Annotated in this window: 20 protein-coding genes and 2 tRNA genes; 13 read left to right on the top strand and 9 right to left on the bottom strand. The window is 55.4% G+C overall.

The window, feature by feature from the left end; genetic code table 11:
• Positions 1 to 228: 228 nt before the first annotated feature.
• From MKR05_RS27060 to MKR05_RS16940, 4 genes are all read left to right on the top strand, one after another.
• Positions 229 to 768 carry an MASE4 domain-containing protein gene (locus tag MKR05_RS27060; RefSeq protein WP_077258865.1) on the top strand — a complete coding sequence of 180 codons (540 nt, stop codon included), beginning with the start codon at positions 229 to 231 and terminating at the stop codon, positions 766 to 768.
• Positions 761 to 1,027, top strand: a complete 267-nt coding sequence (locus tag MKR05_RS16950; protein ID WP_049013216.1) for a GGDEF domain-containing protein — start codon at positions 761 to 763, stop codon at positions 1,025 to 1,027. Before MKR05_RS27060 ends, MKR05_RS16950 begins: the two co-directional genes overlap by 8 nt.
• Positions 1,028 to 1,298: 271 nt before the next feature.
• Positions 1,299 to 1,781: a WbuC family cupin fold metalloprotein gene (locus MKR05_RS16945; protein ID WP_023290574.1), complete on the top strand. Its 483-nt coding sequence runs from the start codon at positions 1,299 to 1,301 to the stop codon at positions 1,779 to 1,781.
• Positions 1,782 to 2,148: 367 nt separating this feature from the next.
• Positions 2,149 to 3,009 carry a hypothetical protein gene (locus MKR05_RS16940; RefSeq protein WP_064155275.1) on the top strand — a complete coding sequence of 287 codons (861 nt, stop codon included), beginning with the start codon at positions 2,149 to 2,151 and terminating at the stop codon, positions 3,007 to 3,009.
• 30 nt (positions 3,010 to 3,039) lie between these two features.
• Here MKR05_RS16940 and cynR read toward each other — a convergent pair whose 3' ends face one another.
• A complete protein-coding gene (gene cynR, locus MKR05_RS16935) occupies positions 3,040 to 3,948 on the bottom strand; it encodes a transcriptional regulator CynR (protein ID WP_101989141.1) in 909 nt (302 codons plus the stop codon).
• Between the two features lie 132 nt (positions 3,949 to 4,080).
• Here cynR and MKR05_RS16930 point away from each other — a divergent pair, with 132 nt between their 5' ends.
• The 3 genes from MKR05_RS16930 (at position 4,081) to ypdK (ending at position 6,141) form a co-directional block, all read left to right on the top strand.
• Complete coding sequence (locus MKR05_RS16930; protein ID WP_101989142.1) at positions 4,081 to 4,539, top strand: nucleoside deaminase; 459 nt, start codon at positions 4,081 to 4,083, stop codon at positions 4,537 to 4,539.
• The gene (locus MKR05_RS16925) at positions 4,536 to 5,732 is read left to right on the top strand and encodes a CynX/NimT family MFS transporter (RefSeq protein WP_044524297.1); all 1,197 of its coding nucleotides are present in this window, start codon (positions 4,536 to 4,538) and stop codon (positions 5,730 to 5,732) included. Before MKR05_RS16930 ends, MKR05_RS16925 begins: the two co-directional genes overlap by 4 nt.
• 337 nt (positions 5,733 to 6,069) lie before the next feature.
• The gene (ypdK, locus tag MKR05_RS16920) at positions 6,070 to 6,141 is read left to right on the top strand and encodes a membrane protein YpdK (RefSeq protein WP_099119320.1); all 72 of its coding nucleotides are present in this window, start codon (positions 6,070 to 6,072) and stop codon (positions 6,139 to 6,141) included.
• 70 nt (positions 6,142 to 6,211) lie between these two features.
• Here the strand turns inward: ypdK and alaC are convergent, their stop codons facing one another.
• Both alaC and MKR05_RS16910 read right to left on the bottom strand, forming a co-directional pair.
• Entirely contained in the window at positions 6,212 to 7,426 is a 1,215-nt protein-coding gene (alaC, locus tag MKR05_RS16915; RefSeq protein ID WP_044524299.1) for an alanine transaminase, read from the bottom strand.
• A gap of 286 nt (positions 7,427 to 7,712) precedes the next feature.
• Positions 7,713 to 7,811, bottom strand: a complete 99-nt coding sequence (locus MKR05_RS16910; protein ID WP_032428955.1) for a hypothetical protein — start codon at positions 7,809 to 7,811, stop codon at positions 7,713 to 7,715.
• Here MKR05_RS16910 and MKR05_RS16905 point away from each other — a divergent pair.
• Both MKR05_RS16905 and MKR05_RS16900 read left to right on the top strand, forming a co-directional pair.
• Entirely contained in the window at positions 7,810 to 9,507 is a 1,698-nt protein-coding gene (locus MKR05_RS16905; protein WP_023290579.1) for a sensor histidine kinase, read from the top strand. The two genes, MKR05_RS16910 and MKR05_RS16905, sit on opposite strands and share 2 nt — an antisense overlap.
• Positions 9,508 to 9,518: 11 nt before the next feature.
• Positions 9,519 to 10,256 carry a LytTR family DNA-binding domain-containing protein gene (locus MKR05_RS16900; RefSeq protein ID WP_023290580.1) on the top strand — a complete coding sequence of 246 codons (738 nt, stop codon included), beginning with the start codon at positions 9,519 to 9,521 and terminating at the stop codon, positions 10,254 to 10,256.
• A 37-nt stretch (positions 10,257 to 10,293) separates the two neighbouring features.
• Here MKR05_RS16900 and glk read toward each other — a convergent pair whose 3' ends face one another.
• Positions 10,294 to 11,259, bottom strand: coding sequence for a glucokinase (gene glk, locus MKR05_RS16895; protein ID WP_004202027.1), 966 nt, complete (start codon positions 11,257 to 11,259; stop codon positions 10,294 to 10,296).
• A gap of 263 nt (positions 11,260 to 11,522) precedes the next feature.
• Between glk and MKR05_RS16890 the strand changes: the two genes are divergently transcribed.
• On the top strand, positions 11,523 to 12,758 hold the full coding sequence (locus tag MKR05_RS16890) for an ion channel protein (protein WP_023290581.1): 1,236 nt from the start codon (positions 11,523 to 11,525) through the stop codon (positions 12,756 to 12,758).
• On the opposite strand, the gene MKR05_RS16885 is transcribed toward MKR05_RS16890, so the two are convergent.
• Positions 12,755 to 14,416, bottom strand: a complete 1,662-nt coding sequence (locus MKR05_RS16885) for an alpha-keto acid decarboxylase family protein (protein WP_044524300.1) — start codon at positions 14,414 to 14,416, stop codon at positions 12,755 to 12,757. The genes MKR05_RS16890 and MKR05_RS16885 overlap by 4 nt on opposite strands.
• Before the next feature lie 180 nt (positions 14,417 to 14,596).
• Between MKR05_RS16885 and mgrA the strand changes: the two genes are divergently transcribed.
• Positions 14,597 to 15,589, top strand: a complete 993-nt coding sequence (gene mgrA / locus MKR05_RS16880) for an L-glyceraldehyde 3-phosphate reductase (protein WP_023290583.1) — start codon at positions 14,597 to 14,599, stop codon at positions 15,587 to 15,589.
• Between the two features lie 130 nt (positions 15,590 to 15,719).
• On the top strand, positions 15,720 to 16,079 hold the full coding sequence (locus tag MKR05_RS16875) for a DUF2502 domain-containing protein (RefSeq protein WP_023290584.1): 360 nt from the start codon (positions 15,720 to 15,722) through the stop codon (positions 16,077 to 16,079).
• Between the two features lie 56 nt (positions 16,080 to 16,135).
• Here MKR05_RS16875 and MKR05_RS16870 read toward each other — a convergent pair whose 3' ends face one another.
• Positions 16,136 to 17,377 (bottom strand): Nramp family divalent metal transporter, encoded by a 1,242-nt coding sequence (locus tag MKR05_RS16870; RefSeq protein WP_004202021.1) that lies wholly within the window; start codon positions 17,375 to 17,377, stop codon positions 16,136 to 16,138.
• 346 nt (positions 17,378 to 17,723) lie between these two features.
• Between MKR05_RS16870 and nupC the strand changes: the two genes are divergently transcribed.
• Positions 17,724 to 18,926, top strand: coding sequence for a nucleoside permease NupC (gene nupC, locus MKR05_RS16865; protein ID WP_012540950.1), 1,203 nt, complete (start codon positions 17,724 to 17,726; stop codon positions 18,924 to 18,926).
• A gap of 48 nt (positions 18,927 to 18,974) precedes the next feature.
• Here nupC and MKR05_RS16860 read toward each other — a convergent pair whose 3' ends face one another.
• The 3 genes from MKR05_RS16860 to MKR05_RS16850 all read right to left on the bottom strand — a co-directional run bounded on the left by MKR05_RS16860 (position 18,975) and on the right by MKR05_RS16850 (position 21,545).
• Positions 18,975 to 21,146, bottom strand: a complete 2,172-nt coding sequence (locus MKR05_RS16860) for an EAL domain-containing protein (RefSeq protein ID WP_238875211.1) — start codon at positions 21,144 to 21,146, stop codon at positions 18,975 to 18,977.
• A 206-nt stretch (positions 21,147 to 21,352) separates the two neighbouring features.
• Positions 21,353 to 21,428 (bottom strand) — tRNA-Ala (locus MKR05_RS16855).
• 41 nt (positions 21,429 to 21,469) lie between these two features.
• A tRNA-Ala gene (locus tag MKR05_RS16850) sits at positions 21,470 to 21,545 on the bottom strand.
• Positions 21,546 to 21,752: the final 207 nt, after the last annotated feature.

Here is a 21,752-nt window from a genome sequence, read left to right as displayed (position 1 = left end):
TAATTTTGTGACTAAAATGAACAACTCACAGGAAAAGACGAGTTGTAAAACGTAATGACATCGTCAGCAGCGACCGCACGAAAAGCATACTGCTCACTCCCGACAGACATTCAAAATATTGATATTCAGGATCATAAAAACATAGTTTTCTTGCCCTGACAGGTATGACCTAATGAACAGGCCATCAGACTCATCTATTTTTACCGCAACGCGTTAACACTCACCTAAATCATCACCGCGGCATTAGTATTCAAGTTTCGTTCGCATCGCCTGCTGGCCTCCCATAATCACATTATTATTACCTTTGCCTGTGTAAGCCTGACCTTAGCTATCGTCCTGATTGTTGGATTTTCCTCAATCCACCTGTATGAACCAACGATTCGCTTAGCCAGTAATATAATGGCTTACATATGGACGTTCTTTTTTTTCACGACGATGGCATTAACCCGCTTCAGAAATATATTCTGGACAGGAATCTATTTTTACTACTTCGTTTATATCTTAACCTTCTCTTTCTTAACAACCGCAGATGTCGCTAGCGAGAACACAGGTTATAAAGCGAGGCTTTTCGAAACGCTGGGCACTCTGATCTTTATTATCATTATTTTCCTTAATGCGTTTAATCTTTATCAATTATCCAACAATAAATATGAGAATGCCTATCAGAACTCGATTCGTGATTATCTGACGCAGCTGTATAACCGCCGTTATTTTTACCTTGTGCTGATAAAAAAATGCAACGGGTCTCTGTGCAAAACCATTGTCTAAATTGTTATGCGACATCGATCATTTCAAGCGCATCAATGACAAATATGGTCACTTTCAGGGAGATCTTGTTATTCAGTATGTGGCCGGGGTACTTCAGGATCAGGTTCGCAGAGATGATATTGTGGCCAGAACAGGCGGCGAGGAATTTGCGCTATTACTGTCTGACGTGGGCCAACAGAAGGCGCAACTCATCGCCGAGCGGACCCGCCAGACCATTATCAACCCAGGCGACGTCAGCAGCAGGGTTAAACTGGCCTAAAGCGTTACGATCAGTATCGGTCTTGCCACAACGGAGGATCCTAAAACGGTATAGAATGAATGACTTAACCGTGCCGACGGCGCCCTGTACCAGGCAAAAAAAGCAGGTAGGAATTGCGTGGTTGCCTGGCAGAAGCCCTCCTGCACTCTATAGCCTCGACAATTAACCGACAGCAACACGCTTTATGCGTACAATATCGCGTGGCCTGGTCGTCAACCTGCCGCCCAGCCGATGCAACACTCTCTGGACAACAAAGGAGCCAGGCGTTGATATGAAACAGATCACCCTTAGCGATATGCAGCAGCAGAGCGAAGCGGCGGCCAGTTCCCCGCGCTTACGTGCCCATCGCAATTTTCACCCTGAGCTGAGCGACCCGGTGCAGCGTCTGGCTATCGCTATGGAACCCGGCACCTATATCCGCCCGCACCGGCACCGACATACCTTTGAACTTTTGCTGCCGCTGAAAGGTCGCTTTGTGGTGCTAAATTTTGATGATCATGGCGCGATCACTAACCGGGTGGTGCTGGGTGAAACCTGCACGGCGCTGGAAATGGAGCCTGGCACCTGGCATACGGTGCTCTCACTCGACGCTGGTGGAATGGTATTTGAAGTCAAACAAGGCGCTTATCAACCGCTTGCTGAAATCGACACTATGGACTGGGCGCCAGCAGAAGGTCAGCCGGGTACCGCGGAGATGATGGCCTGGTATGCCATCGCGCAGCCAGGAGATCGCTATCCCTCTGTAACCCGTTAAGCTTGGCCGCCGCAAACGGATTCCGCGAGCATCCGTTTGCGTTATCCCTGTCGTCCAGGCATTGATCTCAAGATCCACATTCTCTTCATGATGCGTTCCCTCTCGTCGAGGTCGTTAATAAAAAAACAAAAAAAGTGTTGTATTCAGGCGCTAAGCAAACTATTTTTCTCGAGCGAAATAAATGATAGTATTACACAATCAAGTGAATGACAGACGTAACAATAAGAATAATCATCTTATTGATATAATATTCTCAACATGAATGAATTTCATCAATCAGACCAGCGACGTTAACAAAAAAAAGCACATGACCATCAGATTTTCATTGCTAATACCGACCGCTATTTTTCTGCAATAAACAATCCTTATGAATATAACAGAACGGAATATCTGGAAATTAAATAATTTACCGCCAATGGAGTATTGTTCCCTTTCCCGGGCGCAAAAATTATTAAACTGTGAAATTGAAGACATTCTTCACTGGCATGATATCGGTGCGATCAATCTATGCCTGAAGCTTAACCCGACGCGGGGAACACTAAAACTCGCCGTCCTTTCTCATCAGGAAAAAGAGGTAACCAACACATTTAATCCACTCAATTCATCTGAGACGCTGGAAACTTACTGGTCGCCACACTCCCATATCCATAGCATTTTGCGGATTGATGGCGATATTCCCGTCATGGAAACCCAGAGCGGGAATACCGTCACGCAGTTCAACGTCAAGGTCACAGCTTCAGGACTCTGGCATCCGCACAGCCGGAATTTAATGGCGTTGCTGGAGGCGCCTAACGATATTCATCGTGAAAACAGGTTCAGCATGATGCTGCCTGAGAAACCGTTTGTTTATTGTCACTTCATTCCGCAGGAAGCCGAAAACCCCATCCTGTCATTGAATCGGCTCTATATTACCAGTCAGGCAATTGAGAAAATATTTGCCCATAGCATTAGCGCCCGACCGATGGATGTCACAAAAAATCCGCTACGGCAACAAACCGGTTATACCCATCAGGAATTAACCTCACTTCCGCAAAGTGAGGTACTGCTGGAATTTATCCACGATCTTATTCTGTCCCATAGTTTATTTAATGTGAAATTGCAGCAAATGGCTGAGCCTGACAAGACCCAGCTCTTTCATCACGTGCTGGAAAGGCTGAAGGAGGAAGTCATGCTTAGAGAGAATGCCCTGCCCGACGAGGCCGACACCAGCAACGCAGCCCACCGTTAATCCTGGCTCGCCGTCGAGCGACGCACGCCTTCAGGCAGGAGGCAGGCGGTTTTCCTGCTCAAGCGTTAGCGCAATCTCCCGCGCCAGGGCGATAAATTCGCGTACCGCGGCGCTCTGCCACGCATCCCTGCGCTGGAGCAAACAGGCCGTTCGCTGCAGCAGCGCGGGTTCCAGCTCAATCGCCACCACATCATCATACTGCCCGGCGATAGCCGCCGGCAGCAGTGTCGCAAGGGGCGTTCGCCGAATGACCGACAGAACGGCGCCGATAGAGTTGGCCTCCATCTGCACGTCAGGTTCGAGCCGATGACGACGACAATAACGATCGATCTGCTCCCGGGTGGCAAACTCGCTGCTCAGTAAAATCAGCGGCTGCGCGTCGAGCGCCTGCAGCCTGAGCGCGTTCTCTCTGGCCAGAGGATGCGTGCGGCTCACCACCAGCGCGAGGGTTTCCGTCAGCAGCGGCTGAACGACAATATCCGGGGAACGACTGTCGTCAAAGGCGATGCCGACATCCAGTTCATCCTGCAGCAACATCATTTCCATGCGCTCCTGGTTCATCTCCTGGATCAGCAATTTCACGCCGGGGTAGCGTCGATAGTAGTTTTCCACCAGCGGTCCCAGCATATAGGTGGTGAAGGTCGGCGTCATGGCAATGCGGAGTTTGCCGCGCTGCAGATCCTCAGCGTCATGCAGAGCGCGCCGCCCCTCCTCAAGATCGCGTAACGCCCGGCGGGCATACTCCAGCCAGATCTCTCCGGCATCGGTTAACCGGATATAACGGCCAGAGCGGTCGAAAAGCTGAACCTCCAGCATGGCTTCCAGCTGGCGGATCTGCTGTGACAGCGCCGGCTGGGAGACGTGCAGCGCCGCGGCGGCGCGGGTAAAGCCACGGTGTTCTGCCACAGCGATAAAGTAGGAAAGATGGCGCAGGAGCATCCGCTTACCTATAAGTAATTCAACTAGGGTTCATCATAAATAAGTCTTTTAACTTATGAAACAAGTTACGTACCCTCTACGCACGACCCGTTGCCTCTTTTACCTTGAACATCATCTTATGCAGGAGTGACTATGTCCGCTCACGATCGCTATCTCCAGCGCGCCTTAGCGCTGGCAAAACACAACACAACCCACGGTGGTCGCCCCTTTGGCGCCGTGATGGTGCGCCATAAAGAGGTTGTCGCCGAAGCCGTCAACACCTTTCATCTAAGCGGCGACCCAACGGCGCATGCCGAACTGAATGCTGTTCGCGATATTGCCGCCAGGCTGGGAAGCGAAGTTCTGCGCGAATGCGTTATTTACGCCAGCGGACAGCCTTGTCCGATGTGTCTTAGCGCACTCTATCTAACCGGCGTGCGGGAAGTATTTTTCGCCAACAGCAATCAGGACGGAGAGCCTTTTCAGCTATCTACCGCCGCGATTTATCAGCAGTTGCAGCAGCCGCTGGCGCAGCAGACGTTGCCGATCCATCATCGCCCCCAGCCGGAGGGGCTGGCAGTTTATCAGCGGTGGGCGGAACAGCAGCCATGAAAGCCGTGTTGCGACAGAATCTGACGCTGGGGATCCTGGTGCTGATCGGCATAAATATGCGGCCGCTGCTCACCTCCATCGGCCCTTTGCTTCCGGAGATCCGCGCCGCCAGCGGGATGAGCTATACCCTGGCCGCGCTACTGACCGCCCTGCCGGTGGTAGCGATGGGCGTGCTGGCGCTGGCCGGCGGCTGGGTCGATCGTCATGTCGGTCAAAACCGTAGCATTGCGCTAAGCCTGCTGATTATCGCGGCGGGCGCCCTGTTGCGGGAAATCGCCCCGAATAGCGGCCTACTGCTCACCAGCGCCCTGGCAGGAGGCGTTGGCATCGGCATCATCCAGGCTGCCATCCCGGCGGTGATTAAGCGCTTATTCGCCCGACGGACGCCGCTGGTGATGGGGCTATGGTCAGCCGCGCTAATGGGCGGCGGCGGGTTAGGCGCAGCGTTAACGCCGTGGCTGGCGTCGCACAGCACAGCCTGGCGGGATGCGCTGGCCTGGTGGGCGCTCCCCGCCCTCCTCGCCCTGCTCAGCTGGCTGGCGATTTGCCGGCACCTGCCCCGTGCTCCGCATCAGACCAGCGCCGCCCCCCGGGTAGCGATTATTGGCCAGCGCCGCGCCTGGACGCTGGGGCTCTATTTCGGACTGATCAATGCCGGCTACGCCAGTCTGATCGCCTGGCTGCCGCCCTATTATATGCAGCTTGGCGACAGCGCCCAGTACAGCGGCTCGCTGCTGGCGTTGCTGACGGTTGGGCAAACCGCGGGCGCGCTGCTGCTGCCGGCGCTGGCTCGCCAGGATGACCGGCGCCAGCTTCTGCTGTTTGCTCTGGCGCTCCAGCTGATTGGCTTCTGCGGCTTCATCTGGCTGCCGCAGCACTTCTCCGCGCTCTGGGCTCTCGCCTGCGGCGTCGGTCTGGGCGGCGCGTTTCCCCTGTGCCTGGTGCTGGCCCTCGATCACGCCGGACAACCGACGGTGGCCGGCCGGCTGGTAGCCTTTATGCAGGGTATCGGATTTATTATCGCCGGCCTGTCGCCCTGGCTTTCCGGCCTCCTGCGTAGCCTGAGCGGGAACTACACCCTTGACTGGTCCTGGCATGCGCTCTGTGTCCTGTTACTCATGGCGATCACGCTGCGCTTTATCCCGGCACACTACCCTGCCGAGTGGCGACAGCGCGCCTCTGATCTGCATTAAACCGGTGGCGCGTGGCAACGTGAATGCCGCGCGCCAAGCCTGACTAGCCCCGCTAATCGCCCTGATGAGAAACCCGTTTTCGCAGCGTCGCTGGCGCTAAATTTATTACCGGGCGAAATTAATGTGTCGCCGAATCACGACACTCGTAAGTAACTAAAAATTAATAAAAAAATGCCTCTTGTTTCCCTGATTTTTTAGGCGTACATTAGCGCCATCTGGAGCACTTAACGCACAGAATTGCGAGCTGCCGCAGGGTGAGATTTCACCAGCGACAGCCCTTGAAAAACAGAACAATTAATTCATTTGAACGTCGCATAAGCGCGTGGAGTGATGAGTCGTGAAATACTTCTTTATGGGCCTCTCTTTTATGGTCATCGTTTGGGCCGGTACTTTTGCCCTGATGATCTAGACTGCAGCGGTGTCAAAAAAAACGGGAGCCCAGAGGCTCCCGTTTTTGTTATAGCGTATTCGCCGAAGCGCTAGCTCGCGACGGGCAGCAAGCCATCCGCGCGGAACATCGCCTTAATGCCGCGGATCGCCTGACGCGTCCGGTCCCGGTTCTCGATCAGCGCGAAGCGGACATGGGTATCGCCATAATCGCCAAAGCCAATCCCCGGAGAAACGCAAACCTTCGCTTCGTTAAGCAGCTTTTTCGCGAACTCCAGCGAGCCCATGTCGGCATAAGGTTCCGGAATTTTCGCCCAGACGTACATGGACGCTTTCGGACACTCCACCATCCAGCCGGCCTCATGGAGCCCTTTCACCAGCACATCGCGGCGGCGCTTATACTGTTCAGCGATATCCCGCACGCATTGCTGATCGCCCTCCAGGGCAGCGATCGCCGCCACCTGCAGCGGCGTAAACGTGCCGTAGTCATGGTAGCTTTTGATGCGGGCAAGGGCGTTCACCAGGGTCTTATTACCGACCATAAAGCCAATGCGCCAGCCGGCCATGTTATAGCTTTTCGACAGGGTAAAGAACTCGACGGCGACATCGCGTGCGCCGGGCACCTGCATGATGGAGGGCGCTTTCCAGCCGTCATACACGATATCGGCATAGGCCAGATCGTGGACGACCAGGATGTCATACTGCTTCGCCAGGGCGACAACCTTTTCAAAGAAATCCAGCTCGACGCACTGCGCGGTCGGATTCGAGGGAAAGCCAAGGATCATCATCTTCGGCTTCGGATAGCTCTCGCGGATGGCGCGTTCCAGTTCGTTAAAGAAATCCACCCCTTCCACCAGCGGCACCGAGCGCACCTGCGCCCCGGCAATCACCGCGCCGTAGATATGGATCGGGTAGCTGGGGTTCGGCACCAGCACGGTGTCGCCATGATCCAGCGTCGCCAGCATCAGGTGCGCCAGCCCCTCTTTCGAACCAATGGTGACGATCGCTTCCGATTCCGGATCGATATCGACGTTATAGCGTTCTTCATACCAGCGCGAAATAGCGCGACGCAGGCGTGGGATCCCCCGCGAGGTAGAGTAACCATGGGTGTCAGGCCGCTGGGCGACGGTGCAGAGTTTTTCCACGATATGCGGCGGCGTCGCGCCATCGGGATTGCCCATACTGAAATCGATAATATCTTCGCCGCGCCGGCGCGCAGCCATTTTCAGTTCGGCAGTAATATTAAAAACGTACGGGGGGAGACGATCGATACGCGTAAAACGGCGTTCAGGACTGGATTCAGCCATAGGTTCCTCTGATTAACGTTAGCGCCCGGACCGTCCGAGCGACGCTGCCGCTGTTGCGGCTCGTTTAGAAAATAACCTGAAAAAAATCACGTTGTCGAGTGCCCTGACGAAAAATAATCACTGGCGTTAAAAACGGGTATCGTCTGCGCTAAATACGGCAGTACGCTGCGGGATGAATACCGTTTTGTCTGCAAGTGGTAACATATTGATATCTTTTCTATCACGGGTATTTATCGTTTCTTCTGGCGTCTGGCGGTACATCGCCTTCCCACCCCTCAATCCCCTTTTAAAAGTGCGCCTTTTCCTCATTATTTTTCTGCGGCTGGTCTTCTGTCGTCAGGTTTTTTATCATGTCCTTTTCTGGCCACTGACGCGGCGCACCCATGCACGAAATCTTTACTATGATGCTGGCGGTCTATGATCGTGCGGCCCTGATGCTTATTTGCCTGTTTTTTCTCATTCGCCTGCGCCTGTTCCGCGAACTGTTGCATAAGTCGGCGCATACGCCGAAAGAGCTGCTGGCTGTCACCGCCATTTTCTCGCTGTTCGCGCTCTTCAGTACCTGGTCCGGTGTGCCGGTGGAAGGATCGCTGGTAAACGTGCGCATCATCGCCGTGATGTCCGGCGGGATCCTGTTTGGTCCCTGGGTGGGGGCCATTGTCGGGGTGATTGCCGGTGTGCACCGCTATCTGATTGATATTGACGGGGTGACCGCCGTGCCCTGCTTTATCACCAGCATCATCGCCGGCCTGCTGTCGGGGTTGATTAACCGCAAAGTGGCCCGCGATCAACGCTGGAAAATCGGCATTCTGGCCGGAATGGTCTGTGAGACTCTGACCATGATCCTGGTGGTGATCTGGGCCCCTTCCCTCAGCCTCGGCGTGGATATTGTTTCGAAAATTGGTATCCCGATGATCCTCGGCAGCGTCTGCATCGGTTTTATCGTGCTGCTGGTGCAGAGCGTGGAAGGGGAAAAGGAGGCCAGCGCCGCGCGGCAGGCGAAACTGGCGCTCGACATTGCCAACAAAACCCTGCCGCTGTTCCGTCAGGTCAACAGCGATTCTCTGCGCCAGGTTTGCGACATTATCCGCCGCGACATTACCGCCGACGCGGTGGCGATCACCAATACGGAACACGTGCTGGCCTACGTGGGCGTCGGTGAAGCCAACTATCAACATCATAACGATGTCATCAGTCCCACCACCCGACAGGCCATCCGTTATGGAAAAATCATTATTAAAAACAATGATGAAGCCCACCGCACGCCGGAGATCCACTCCTTGATGGTCATTCCGCTGTGGGAAAAAGGGGTGGTCACCGGTACGCTAAAAATCTATTACTGCCACGCCCATCGCATCACCTCGACGCTGCAGGAGATGGCGATAGGCCTGTCACAAATCATCTCCACCCAGCTGGAGGTTTCCCGCGCCGAACAGCTGCGGGAGATGGCCAACAAAGCGGAGCTGCGCGCTCTGCAAAGCAAGATTAACCCGCACTTTTTATTCAATGCCCTGAACGCGATCTCCTCCTCGATTCGCCTTAATCCGGACACCGCGCGCCAGCTCATTTTTAATCTGTCGCGCTATCTGCGCTATAACATCGAATTAAAAGACGATGAGCAGATTGATATCAAACGAGAGCTGTATCAGATCAAAGATTACATCGCCATTGAACAGGCGCGATTCGGCGACAAACTGACGGTTATCTATGATATTGACGACGACGTCAGCTGCGTGATCCCAAGCCTGCTTATCCAGCCTCTGGTGGAAAATGCCATTGTGCACGGCATTCAGCCGTGTAAAGGGAAAGGCGTGGTGACGATCGGCATCAATGAGTGCGGTAATCGGGTTCGCATCAGCGTTCGCGACACCGGCAACGGCATCGATCCCGCCGTGGTCGCCCGCGTGGAAGCCGATGAAATGCCGGGTAACAAAATCGGCCTGCTCAACGTTCATCATCGGGTGAAACTTCTCTATGGCGAGGGGCTGCATATCCGCACCCTGACGCCAGGAACGGAGATCGCTTTTTATGTCCCCAATCACTCTACGCCGCAGGCGCTGACGGAGTCTCTGTTGTCATGAGCGGAGAAAAGATGAAAGTTATCATTGTGGAGGATGAGTTTCTGGCCCAACAGGAACTCTCCTGGCTTATCAACACCCACAGCCAGATGGAGATCGTCGGCAGCTTTGACGACGGACTGGACGTGCTGAAATTTCTCCAGCACAACAAGGTCGACGCCATCTTTCTCGATATCAATATTCCATCGCTGGACGGCGTTCTGCTGGCGCAGAACATCAGCCAGTTCGCCCATAAGCCTTTTATCGTCTTTATCACCGCGTGGAAAGAACACGCCGTGGAAGCCTTTGAGCTGGAGGCGTTTGACTACATTCTGAAGCCCTACCAGGAGTCGCGCATCATCAATATGCTGCAGAAGCTGACCGCCGCCTGGCAGCAGCAGAATAACGCCGCTTCCGGGTTAACCAGCGTGGCGCCTCGGGAAAACGACACCATCAATCTGATAAAAGATGAGCGGATCATCGTCACCAGCATTCATGATATCTATTATGCCGAGGCGCACGAGAAGATGACCTTCGTCTACACTCGCCGGGAGTCATTCGTCATGCCGATGAACATTACTGAATTCTGCAGCAAACTGCCCACCGCACATTTCTTTCGCTGTCACCGCTCGTACTGTGTGAATCTCAGCAAAATTCGGGAAATTGAGCCGTGGTTTAACAATACCTATGTGCTACGCCTGCGCGACCTGGAGTTTCAGGTTCCGGTCAGTCGCAGTAAAGTGAAAGAGTTTCGCCAGCTGATGAATCTGTAGACGGCGGGGCTACGACAGTAGCCCGGGAGGAATGCGCTTACAGCACCTGACCCAGCGTCTGACGCAGATGCGCGCCGGAGCCCAGCAGGCCTGGGTTGTCATGCACGATCAGGTAAACCGGGATATCCTGGACATAGGCTTTAAAACGGCCTTTGTCCTCAAAACCGCCGCGGAAGCCGGAGGCTTTAAAGAACTCCAGGAAGCGCGGCACGATGCCGCCAGCGATATAGACGCCGCCAAACGTCCCCAGGGTCAGCGCCAGGTTTCCACCGAAGCGCCCCATAATGACGCAGAACAGCGACAGCGCCCGGCGACAGTCGGTGCAGCTATCCGCCAGCGCCCGCTCGGTGACCTCACGCGGCTGCAGGTTCTCCGGCAGTCGACCATCCGATTTGACTATCGCGCGATAAAGGTTGACCAGACCAGGACCGGAGAGGACGCGTTCTGCGGAGACATGCCCCAGCTCAGCGCGCAGCTCTTCCAGAATAATGCCCTCTTCTTCGCTGTTCGGCGCAAAATCGACATGGCCGCCTTCGCCCGGCAGGCTGACCCAGCGCTTATCAACGTGTACCAGATGGGCTACGCCCAGCCCGGTTCCGGCGCCATAAACGGCGATCGGTTTGCCGGCTACCGGCGCGCTGCCGCCGAACTGAATCAGGTGCTCGGCTTTCAGCATCGGGATGGCCATTGAAACGGCGGTGAAATCGTTGATAATCTCCAGGTGCGCAAAGCCAAGGTTGCGCTTCATCTCGGCGATGGAGAAGGCCCAGGTATGGTTGGTCATCGCCACCCAGTCGCCGGTGATCGGGCAGGCGATAGCGATACAGCCTTCGCTGACCGTCACCTGATGCTCCTCGAGATAGACGCGCACCACCGCCTCCAGACTGGGGTAATCGAGCCCGGAATAGGTCTTTGCACGAGAGATCTCTCCGCTCGCCAGATCACACAGCGCCAGGCGGGCGTTGGTCCCCCCGACATCTCCTACTAAAGCAAATTTTGTCATTCCGTTACGGCTCCGCTAAAGTCAAAATAAATCTTTTGGCACACTGTAAATTCATGGCGGCTTAACAACAACGTCCAACTCGCGGACGCCCCTTGTTTAGCGACACAGGTCACATTTAGTTTGTAATCAATGCAAAGTAGCCTATTAACGAGGCCACGGGTATCAGACGCCGCCTTAACTTTATCGTTTCAGCACCATTTGCATCGACGGTCCCCGCCGACAAAGGCAAAGTAGTGCTCCTGAACTTTAACAAGGACATTGTCATGCTCCATCCTCGCGCCAGAACAATGCTGATCCTGTCGGTGCCGGCAATCCTGATTGGCATCGCCTCCAGTCTGATCCTGATCGGCGCGATGAAGATTGCCGCGTTGCTGCAGCGCATCCTGTGGAGCAATCTGCCTGTGCAGTTTGGAGTAAGCGCCGAGAACCCGCTGTGGATCATCGCCATTCTCACGGCGACGGGGATCGCGGTGGGCCTGGTCGTCCGTTACAGCCCGGGGCATGCCGGGCCGGACCCGGCGACCGAGTCGTTAATCGGCGCGCCCATTGCCACCGGCGCGCTGCCCGGGCTGCTGGCGGCGCTGATCCTTGGCCTCGCCGGCGGCGTCAGCCTCGGCCCGGAGCATCCGATTATGGTGGTGAATATTGCGCTGGCCGTCGCCGTCGGCTCCCGACTGTTCCCGCGGGTCAGCTCTCTTGACTGGACCATTCTCGCGGCCTCAGGCACCATCGGCGCCCTCTTCGGCACCCCGGTGGCCGCCGCGCTGATTTTTTCGCAAACCCTCAACAGCAGCAACGAGTCGCCGCTATGGGATCGTCTGTTTGCCCCGATGCTTGCCGCCGCCGCGGGCGCGCTGACGACCGGGCTGTTTTTCCACCCCCACTTCACGCTGCCGCTCCCACACTATAGCCAGATGCACTTCGTCGATATTATCAGCGGCATGATCGTCGCCCTGATCGCTATCGCCGTCGGTATGGTCGCCGTCTGGTGTCTGCCGCGCCTGCACACGCTGATGCACCGCCTGAAAAACCCGATCCTGACGCTGGGCCTCGGCGGCTTGCTGTTAGGGATCCTCGGGACCATTGGCGGACATTTAACGTTGTTTAAGGGGCTGGATGAGATGCAGCAGCTGGCCTTCAGCCAGACGCTGACAGCCTCGGATTATCTGCTCATCGCGCTGGTTAAACTGGCTGCGCTGGTTCTCGCCTCGGCCTGCGGCTTTCGCGGCGGGCGGATTTTCCCCGCGGTCTTCGTCGGCGTGGCGCTGGGGCTGATGCTGCATGCCCACGTGGACGCCGTGCCGGCGGCGATCACCGTCTCCTGCGCGATCCTCGGCATGGTGCTGGTCGTCACCCGCGACGGCTGGCTGAGCCTGTTTATGGCCGCCGTGGTGGTGCCGGACACCACGCTGCTGCCGCTGCTGTGCATTGTGATGCTCCCGGCCTGGCTGCTGCTGGCCGGGAGGCCCTTGATGATTGCCAGACACCATACCGACTAAACGCGGCTGTTTCGTTCCTCCAGCGCCTGCGTCACCGCGCGCAGGAAATCGGGGATATCCATTTTCGGCAGCATCACTTCCACCAGGGTGAGCGTATCGGAGGTGATGCTCTCCGCCATCGCCTCCCGTAGCTCATCGGTGTGCGTAACCCGCCAGCAGCGCGAGGCAACGTCCGGGGCGAAGGCTTCCGGCAGGCGTCGCCAGTCCCACAGGGCAATGTCATTGTAGCGCTGCTCCGGGCCGTGAATCGCCCGCTCCACGGTATACCCTTCGTTATTCAGCAGCAGAATAAGCGGCTTTTGCTTATCGCGCAGCATAGAGCCCATCTCCTGAATCGTCAGCTGGGCGGCGCCATCGCCGACGATCAGCACCACCCGCCGCTCTGCCGCCGCGGTTTGCGCGCCATAGGCGGCCGGGAGGGTAAAACCAATCGAGCCCCACAGCGGCTGGACGATCAGCGACGCCTCTGACGGCAGCTTCAGCGCGGCAATGCCGAAGGCGGCCGTCCCCTGGTCGGCGAGAATAATATCGCCGGGACGCAGCCCCCCCTGCACCGTCGCCCAGAAATTTTTCTGCGTGAGTTCGCCGTCGGCCCCCTCCTCCACTTCCGGCGCCACGACCTGAGGCGCAGCCCACTCCGCCGCCAGCGGTGCGGAAAGGGTCATCAGCGCAGCCAGTGCCTGATCCATCGGCACGCCGCTGAACCAGTGATCGCCCACCCTGACCGCGAAGGGCTGGATCTCTATCGTCTTATCCCGCGCCAGATGCTGGGTGAATCCCGCGGTGATGGTGTCGGTGAAGCGCGTGCCGATGCAGATGATGGTGTCGGCGTTTTCGATGGCCTCCCGGGTCTGCGGCGCGCTGGCGATACCGCTGTAGGTGCCGACAAAACCTCTCTGCTGCTCATCGAACAGCCCCTTGCCCATTAGCATGGTGGCGTGGGCGACGGGGGTTTTCGCTACCCATTCCCGGAGCGTGTTTTGCAGGCCATAGCGTTGCGCGAGGAAGTCCGCCAGCAGGGAGATGCGTCGACTGCCCCGCAGCAGGCGGCTGGCATGCTCGCAGAATCCGGCGAGCTGGTTTTCATCCGCCGGAGCGGCCTCCACCAGCAAGCGCTGCGCTGGGGCAATCGCTGCCGCTCTGGCGACATCGGCCGGCAGCATCAGATAGCCAGGCCGATGATGCGTCAGCATATCGCGCAGAACACGGTCGATCTCATGGCAGGCGTTGCCGGCGGTCAGCAGCGCCTGGCTACAGGTGATCTGCTCGCTCATCCGCGCAAAATGGCGGAAATCGCCGTCGCCCAGGGTGTGATGCAGCAGTTCGCCGCGCTGCTGAGCGCCAGTGGAGGGCGCGCCGACGATATGTAATACCGGAATATGCTCCGCATAGCTGCCCGCCACGCCGTTCAGGGCGCTCAGTTCGCCGACGCCGTAGGTTGTTAGTAACGCACCGGCTCCCTTAATGCGTGCATAACCGTCAGCAGCATAGGCCGCATTGAGCTCGTTGGCGCAGCCGACCCACCCCAACGCATTGTGCGCAATGACCCGGTCGAGAAACTGTAAGTTGTAATCTCCCGGCACGCCGAACAAGCGGTCAATACCGCAGTCGACGAGGCGATCCAGCAGATAATCCCCAATAGTGTAAGTCGGTTGCATATCCATTTTCCTCATTTTGGCGCAGGTGTAATTTGAGTATTGAATAAGCGATCCGCCTGTCCAGAAAGGGGGTGATAAAGGCGGTGTAAAGCAATAATTACGCCGAAAAAGCGATGTACTCCACGCAGAACATTGATTAGTGTAAACGTATACACACCCTGTTTTATCTGCGGAGGAAGAATGGTTTACCAGGCAAGTACCACGCGATATCAAACGATGGCCTATCGTCGCTGCGGCCGCAGCGGCCTTCAGCTGCCGGCAATTTCTCTCGGTCTGTGGCATAATTTTGGCGATGAAACGCGGGTGGAAACCAGCCGGCAGATGCTCCAGCACGCATTTGACCTCGGCATTACCCATTTCGACCTGGCCAACAACTATGGGCCGCCGCCGGGCTCGGCGGAGAGCAATTTTGGCCGCATCCTCAAAGAGGCGCTCCTGCCCTATCGCGATGAGTTGATCATCTCCACCAAGGCGGGCTACACAATGTGGGACGGCCCTTACGGCGACTGGGGTTCACGCAAATATCTGGTGGCCAGCCTTAACCAGAGCCTGCAGCGCATGGGGCTGGAATATGTCGATATTTTTTATCATCACCGCCCGGACCCGGAAACACCGCTGACGGAAACGATGCGCGCGCTTGATCACCTTGTCCGCCAGGGTAAAGCGCTGTACGTCGGCATCTCCAACTATCCGCTGGCCCAGGCGCGGGAGGCGGTGAAGATCCTTAACGATCTCGGCACCCCCTGCGTCATTCACCAGCCCCGCTACTCCATGTTTGAACGCGGCGTGGAAGAGGGGCTGCTGGATTTTTTGCAGACGGAAGGGGTGGGAAGTATAGCGTTTTCACCGCTGGCCGGCGGACAGCTCACCGACCGCTATCTCAACGGCATTCCGGCAGACTCACGTGCCGCCAGCAGCAGTCGTTTTCTGCAGCCGGAGCAGCTGACCAGCGCCAGATTAGAAAAAATTCGTCAGCTGAATACGCTGGCGGAAGCACGCGGGCAGAAGCTGTCGCAGATGGCGCTGGCCTGGGTGCTGCGTGAGGAGAAAGTCACCTCCGTACTGATCGGCGCCAGCAAAACCGCCCAGCTGGATGACGCTGTCGGAATGCTGAAACATCGTCATTTCAGCGCCGAAGAGTGCGCCGCGATTGATGCCATCCTGGCGCTGTAAAGCAAATGTTACTTTAGCAAAAAGTGCTCTTTTCTGTGCTTTCGGAGTTCGTCCGATGCGATAGGTCTTTACCGGCCCGTAATATCACGTTAACAGGCCGCTTAGGGCCCCGATCGTGAAGGAGAAGAGTATGTTCAGGTCACTGATTCTGGCAGCAGTACTGCTGGCCGCAGCGCCATTAGTCGCTAACGCTGGTGAAATCACCCTGTTGCCATCGATAAAATTACAAATTGGCGATCGTGACAATTACGGTAACTACTGGGACGGTGGCAGCTGGCGCGACCGTGATTACTGGCGTCGTCACTATGAATGGCGTGATAACCGTTGGCATCGTCATGACAACGGCTGGCACAAAGGCTGGTACAAAGGCAGAGATAAAGCCTGGGAGCGCGGCTATCGCGCGGGCTGGAGCGACCGCGACGATCGCCGCGGCGGCTGGGGACGTGGTCCCGGCGGGCGCGGTCACGGTCATGGACATGGCCATCACTAACAGACGAAAGGGGAGCCCATCGGCTCCCCTTCGCTTTATTCCGCATCAGGAGGCCATTAATCCACCCCGAGCAACGATCCCACAATTAACCAGCCGTTCAGGCTCACCACAATCGCGACTATCGCCCAGCCGATGCCTCTCACCCAGCGGGTATTCACCAAGTCTCCCATTAGCTTTGCATTGCTGGTAAATATCAGCAGCGGTACTAGGGCAAGCGCAATACCAAAGCTCAGCAACACCTGACTCATCACCAGGATGCGCGTTGGATCCAGCCCCAGCAGAATAACGACAAACGACGGCAGCATGGTGACCGCCCGGCGAAACCACAGCGGAATATGAAAGCGAATGAAGCCCTGCATGACCACCTGACCTGCGAGAGTCCCCACCACCGTCGATGATAAACCTGCAGCGACCAGGCTGAGGCCAAAGATGGTCGCCGCCGCATGGCTCAGCAGCGGCTCCAGCGTTCTGTAAGCCTGATCAAGATCGGCGACGCCGGTATGGCCATTGAAATGGAATGCCGCCGCGGCGGTCGCCATCATCGCCAGGTTGACGAACCCGGCAATGGTCATGGCGATCGCCACATCCCAGCGGGTCGCGTTATAGCGCTCTTTTCGCGTCCCGCCGTGCAGGTGCTGGGTAAGCGAGGAGTGTAAGTAGATCACGTGCGGCATAATGGTGGCCCCCAGCACCCCGGCGGCTAAGAATACCGCCTCGCCGTTGGGCAGCGTAGGGATCGCCAGCCCTTTGGTCAGGGGAGCCAGCGCGGGCTGGGAAAAGATCAACTCAACGACATAGGCGACGGCTACAAACAGCAGCAAGCCGCCAATCACCTTCTCCAGCGGTTTTTGTCCGCGCCGCTGCAGCATCAGGATCAGGAAGGTCGCCACCCCGGTCAGCACCGCCCCTTGCAGAAGCGATACGCCCAGCACCAGCTTAAAGCCAATCGCAGCGCCGATAAATTCGGCCAGGTCGGTGGCCATGGCGATGATTTCCGCCTGCACCCAGTAAAACCACACTACCGGGCGCGGGTAATGGTCGCGGATCTGCTCGGCCAGGTTTTTACCGGTGGCAATGCCGAGTTTGGCAGAGAGCACCTGGATCAGCATTGCCATCAGGTTGGCCCATACCACCACCCACAGCAGCTGATAGCCAAAGCTGGCGCCAGCCTGAATATTCGTGGCGAAATTACCCGGATCGATATAGCCAATGGCAGCGACGAAAGCTGGCCCCATTAAGGCGAGCTTCACCTTGCGCGCGGCGCGACTACTGCTATTCTCAACGCGACTGCTAGTCATCTTCTGCCTCTGGAAATATAGCCTTTGCTATGTTTCATGCTATCAAAATGCGAATGATTATCAAGTTCATTTAGAATGGAGATAATGATTGCTGTGATAGGAGGGAACAATTGCTGGCCGGAAATGAAAAACGGGCGTCAGTAAACCCGATCGCGCCCGCTATTAAGAGTAGTACAAGAATGCAACTTTTAAAACCTTTACGTAACATAACAAAAGTGGATGTTTGATCACTATTTTTGCCATTGGTCACAGTTCCTTGCAATAGTGTGCAATTGATCTCGTTTTCTTTAAAGCCGTTGCATAGAATGTGCACGGAAATTTAACCTGCCTCATATTTGGAGCAACTATGGACCGCGTCTTGCATTTTGTCCTCGCGATCGTTGTGGTGGCTATACTGGCCCTGTTGGTCAGTCATGACCGTAAAAAGATCCGTATTCGTTATGTTGTTCAACTGCTTGTCATTGAAGTCCTGCTGGCCTGGTTCTTCCTGAACTCCGATATTGGTCTGGGTTTTGTGAAAGGCTTCTCCGAGATGTTTGAAAAACTTCTCGGCTTTGCCAACGAAGGGACAAACTTCGTGTTCGGCAGCATGAACGACAAAGGTCTGGCCTTCTTCTTCCTTAAGGTTCTGTGCCCTATCGTCTTCATTTCCGCGTTGATCGGTATTTTGCAGCATATTCGCATCCTGCCGATTGTTATTCGCGCCATCGGTACCGTGCTGTCGAAAATCAACGGCATGGGCAAGCTGGAGTCCTTCAACGCCGTCAGCTCGCTGATCCTCGGCCAGTCGGAAAACTTTATTGCCTATAAAGATATTCTCGGCAAAATGTCGCGCAACCGTATGTACACCATGGCGGCGACCGCGATGTCCACCGTATCGATGTCCATCGTCGGCGCATACATGACCATGCTGCAGCCGAAGTACGTCGTCGCGGCGCTGGTGCTCAACATGTTCAGCACCTTTATCGTTCTGTCGTTGATTAACCCGTACCGTGTGGAAGAGAGTGAAGAAAATCTGCAGATGTCGAATCTGCACGAAGGTCAAAGCTTCTTCGAGATGCTGGGCGAGTACATTCTGGCGGGCTTTAAAGTCGCGATTATCGTGGCGGCGATGCTGATCGGCTTCATCGCGCTGATCTCCGCGCTGAACGCCCTGTTCGCCACTGTGACCGGCTGGTTCGGCTACAGCATCTCCTTCCAGGGGATCCTTGGCTATATCTTCTACCCGGTCGCCTGGGTGATGGGCGTGCCGGCAAGCGAAGCGCTGCAGGTGGGCAGTATTATGGCTACCAAGCTGGTCTCCAATGAATTCGTCGCCATGATGGATCTGCAGAAAATCGCCTCGACGCTCTCCCCGCGCGCGGAAGGCATTATCTCCATCTTCCTGGTCTCCTTCGCCAACTTCTCGTCTATCGGCATCATCGCCGGGGCGATCAAAGGTCTGAACGAAGAACAGGGCAACGTGGTTTCTCGCTTCGGTCTGAAGCTGGTTTACGGCTCCACGCTGGTCAGCGTCCTGTCTGCTTCTATTGCGGCTCTGGTTCTGTAACAGGCGCCAGTCATCTGAGCCGGGCGATGCCCGGCTTTTTTTTACCCGTCATTCGCCCAGCGGCTGGGGCTTGCCCACCAGGTAGCCCTGCAGATAATTCACCCCCAGCTCCAGCAAGCGCGCTTTTTGCGGTTCGCTTTCGACATATTCCGCCACCACGCTCATCCGTTTCGCCCGCGCCATCTCGACAATCGATTTCACCATAATGGCGTCCAGCGGGTCAGTGAGGATGTCGCGGACGAAGCAGCCGTCAATCTTGATGATATCGGCCTGCAGATGCTTCAGTCGTTCATAGTTCGCATATCCGGTGCCAAAGTCATCAATGGCGATGGCGCAGCCAAACGCGCGCAGCGCTTCAAGATTTTGCCGGCTGATGTCGGCATTGGAAAAGGCCTGCTCTTCAGTGACTTCAATAGTGATAAGGTCTGGTGAGACCGCATAGCGTTGAAACAGCGCGATAATCTGCGCGGCGCTATCCTTTTGCATCAGGGTTGCAGGCAGCAGATTGACCGAGAATCGCTGGCCAGCGTGCTGATGAAGCACGCTGAACAAGGTCTCCAGCACCAGCATGTCGAAACGTTGGCTGAGGTTAAACTGCACAATCAACGGGATAAACTGATCGGGCATAATGACGCTATCGCCACAGCGCATCCGGGTGAGGATCTCATGATATCCCTCCCCTTCCCTGTTCTGAATCGGTTGCGCATAGAGCATGAGCGCCCGCTCTTTGAGCACCTGCTTGACGCGCATGAGGAGGCGCACCTGCTCGGTGGTTTGATCCACCACCAGCTCCTGCTCCTCATCCAGCGCCAGCACCCGACGTTCGCTGCCCGCCTGTTCGGAAAGCCAGCTTAGCTGACCCAGCATCTGGTGAAGTCCCTCGCGCTGACCGTCGTCGCGGCCCCAGGCCGCGCCAAACTCCAGATCCAGCGGCTGATTGTGCCAGCTGAATTTTTTGTGGTTGAGAACCGCGACCATATGGTGCAAACGGGATGAGGGTTCCGGTCCGTCAAGCACGAGGATCAGTTCGCTGCCCGGCACCTGGAAAACTTTATCCGCCGCCCCCAGCAGCGGTTGCAGCGCCCGAATAATCTGCCGTTTACAGTCCACCCCCATCATCAGGCCATAATGCCTGCTGAGAAAGTCGAGATTATGAATACGCAGGCTGCAGATAACCTGCTGCGGACAGCTTTGTAAATGGCTCTCCAGCGCGCGCAGGTTAGGCAAGCCAGTCAGCGGATCTTCTTCCGCCTGACTACGCCAGCGGCGTTTATTACGATCGCTGCGGGCATAGGTGTCTGCCATATAAAACAAACAGATAGTAAAGGAGATTAACACTGAGAGCACAAAGGATAATGAATACTCGCTTTGGACGCCCTGGAGAAAGTTTTTGTTATACACCACCAGTAAAAAAGCCGAAACCGACCATGAAATACGCAGCAGCGCATGACCAATCCGGCTAATCCCGATAAAGTAGACGATAAAAATCACCGGAACTAAATAACCGGCAATAAATTCAGACTGATACGGCGCACACAATAGCGTTAATATCACCGCCAGCGCAATAAACCAATATAGCGTAAAGGAACGATATTTTGTTGCCAGCCACGGTAAACATTCCTGCCGCCAGAATCGTCGAGCGTAGCGTGGATTGATAATCATCCGCATTGGATAATATAAAAAGGTGGTAAAAATTAATGCTGCGCTGATTAAACTTTGAATATCTATTACGGTGTAAATCAACGGCATACTACCAAAATAGCTGGTAATAGATAGGGGAAACGCAAAATATTGTCCGGCGAGGTACATGGTGATTTTCAGCAGCACCGGCGCGAAGAACCCGCCCCAGAAGATACGCGCCCCCATATGTTTCGCCGTTGGACCACAGCGCCAGCGCTTACCCACCAACAGTCTTAGAATAGCGCAGGAGACGAACACCGCAAACAGCTGACAAAAGAGTAAGATAAATGCCTGCGGTAGCGTTAATTTAATTATCAGGCTATTGGTAATGGCAAATGCGAGAATTAATGGCGCAATCGCATAGCGACCAAAGATAAAAATAACAGAAAACATTACGCTGATTGGCAGCCAGGCAATATAAATAAGATTGCCATCAATAACCGTTTGCGGTGAAATAAAACGAGCCAGCGGAATAGCGACTAAACAGACGATAAAGGCCAACAGAGTTTTTTTGATATTAATGTTAATTTTATCAACCATTATTGTTAATTAAAACTCCGGCAACCTCATTACGCTTAATGGGGGAAATGTTATGTTGCTTATTTAGGGCAAGCAAGGTGAATTATCAGGAAAAAGTCTGAAATTACTTTCGATTTTAATAGCTGGAGATTAACTGACGTAACCAGAAAGTGCTTTACATGAAAATAGATAAAAAAAACCCCCGCCGAAGCGAGGGTTCTGAATTTTGGTGGAGCTAAGCGGGATCGAACCGCTGACCTCTTGCATGCCATGCAAGCGCTCTCCCAGCTGAGCTATAGCCCCACAGGACCTCTTTACGAACCAAATCCGCTGGGTGCAGAATTTGGTGGAGCTAAGCGGGATCGAACCGCTGACCTCTTGCATGCCATGCAAGCGCTCTCCCAGCTGAGCTATAGCCCCGTAACGTAAAGCGTGTCGTGTTGACGGGCGGCATAATATGAATTCCTCGCTCAGGTGTCAACGGCAAAATTATCCTTCTCGATTCAATCGCTGAAAAAGCAGGCAACCTGCTGAGATTGCGAGCCTTATCGCAGCCAGAAGTTAAACAGGTCACCTTTTCCAGTAAAAGGATGCTATAACATGGACAGCTAATTCCCATACATTTAC

It is taken from the genome of Klebsiella sp. K5-204 (assembly GCF_030128585.1).
GTDB classification, from domain to species: Bacteria; Pseudomonadota; Gammaproteobacteria; order Enterobacterales; family Enterobacteriaceae; genus Klebsiella; species Klebsiella quasipneumoniae.
This window is presented reverse-complemented; position numbering and strand designations above follow the sequence as displayed.

Excerpts from the sequence above, each read along its gene's own strand:
- MKR05_RS16945 (WP_023290574.1), top strand. The coding sequence starts at position 1,299 with ATGAAACAGATCACCCTTAGCGATATGCAGCAGCAGAGCGAAGCGGCG.
- MKR05_RS16940 (WP_064155275.1), top strand. The coding sequence starts at position 2,149 with ATGAATATAACAGAACGGAATATCTGGAAATTAAATAATTTACCGCCA.
- cynR (WP_101989141.1), bottom strand. The coding sequence starts at position 3,948 with ATGCTCCTGCGCCATCTTTCCTACTTTATCGCTGTGGCAGAACACCGT.
- MKR05_RS16930 (WP_101989142.1), top strand. The coding sequence starts at position 4,081 with ATGTCCGCTCACGATCGCTATCTCCAGCGCGCCTTAGCGCTGGCAAAA.
- MKR05_RS16925 (WP_044524297.1), top strand. The coding sequence starts at position 4,536 with ATGAAAGCCGTGTTGCGACAGAATCTGACGCTGGGGATCCTGGTGCTG.
- alaC (WP_044524299.1), bottom strand. The coding sequence starts at position 7,426 with ATGGCTGAATCCAGTCCTGAACGCCGTTTTACGCGTATCGATCGTCTC.
- MKR05_RS16905 (WP_023290579.1), top strand. The coding sequence starts at position 7,810 with ATGCACGAAATCTTTACTATGATGCTGGCGGTCTATGATCGTGCGGCC.
- MKR05_RS16910 (WP_032428955.1), bottom strand. The coding sequence starts at position 7,811 with ATGGGTGCGCCGCGTCAGTGGCCAGAAAAGGACATGATAAAAAACCTG.
- MKR05_RS16900 (WP_023290580.1), top strand. The coding sequence starts at position 9,519 with ATGAAAGTTATCATTGTGGAGGATGAGTTTCTGGCCCAACAGGAACTC.
- glk (WP_004202027.1), bottom strand. The coding sequence starts at position 11,259 with ATGACAAAATTTGCTTTAGTAGGAGATGTCGGGGGGACCAACGCCCGC.
- MKR05_RS16890 (WP_023290581.1), top strand. The coding sequence starts at position 11,523 with ATGCTCCATCCTCGCGCCAGAACAATGCTGATCCTGTCGGTGCCGGCA.
- MKR05_RS16885 (WP_044524300.1), bottom strand. The coding sequence starts at position 14,416 with ATGCAACCGACTTACACTATTGGGGATTATCTGCTGGATCGCCTCGTC.
- mgrA (WP_023290583.1), top strand. The coding sequence starts at position 14,597 with ATGGTTTACCAGGCAAGTACCACGCGATATCAAACGATGGCCTATCGT.
- MKR05_RS16875 (WP_023290584.1), top strand. The coding sequence starts at position 15,720 with ATGTTCAGGTCACTGATTCTGGCAGCAGTACTGCTGGCCGCAGCGCCA.
- MKR05_RS16870 (WP_004202021.1), bottom strand. The coding sequence starts at position 17,377 with ATGACTAGCAGTCGCGTTGAGAATAGCAGTAGTCGCGCCGCGCGCAAG.
- nupC (WP_012540950.1), top strand. The coding sequence starts at position 17,724 with ATGGACCGCGTCTTGCATTTTGTCCTCGCGATCGTTGTGGTGGCTATA.
- MKR05_RS16860 (WP_238875211.1), bottom strand. The coding sequence starts at position 21,146 with ATGGTTGATAAAATTAACATTAATATCAAAAAAACTCTGTTGGCCTTT.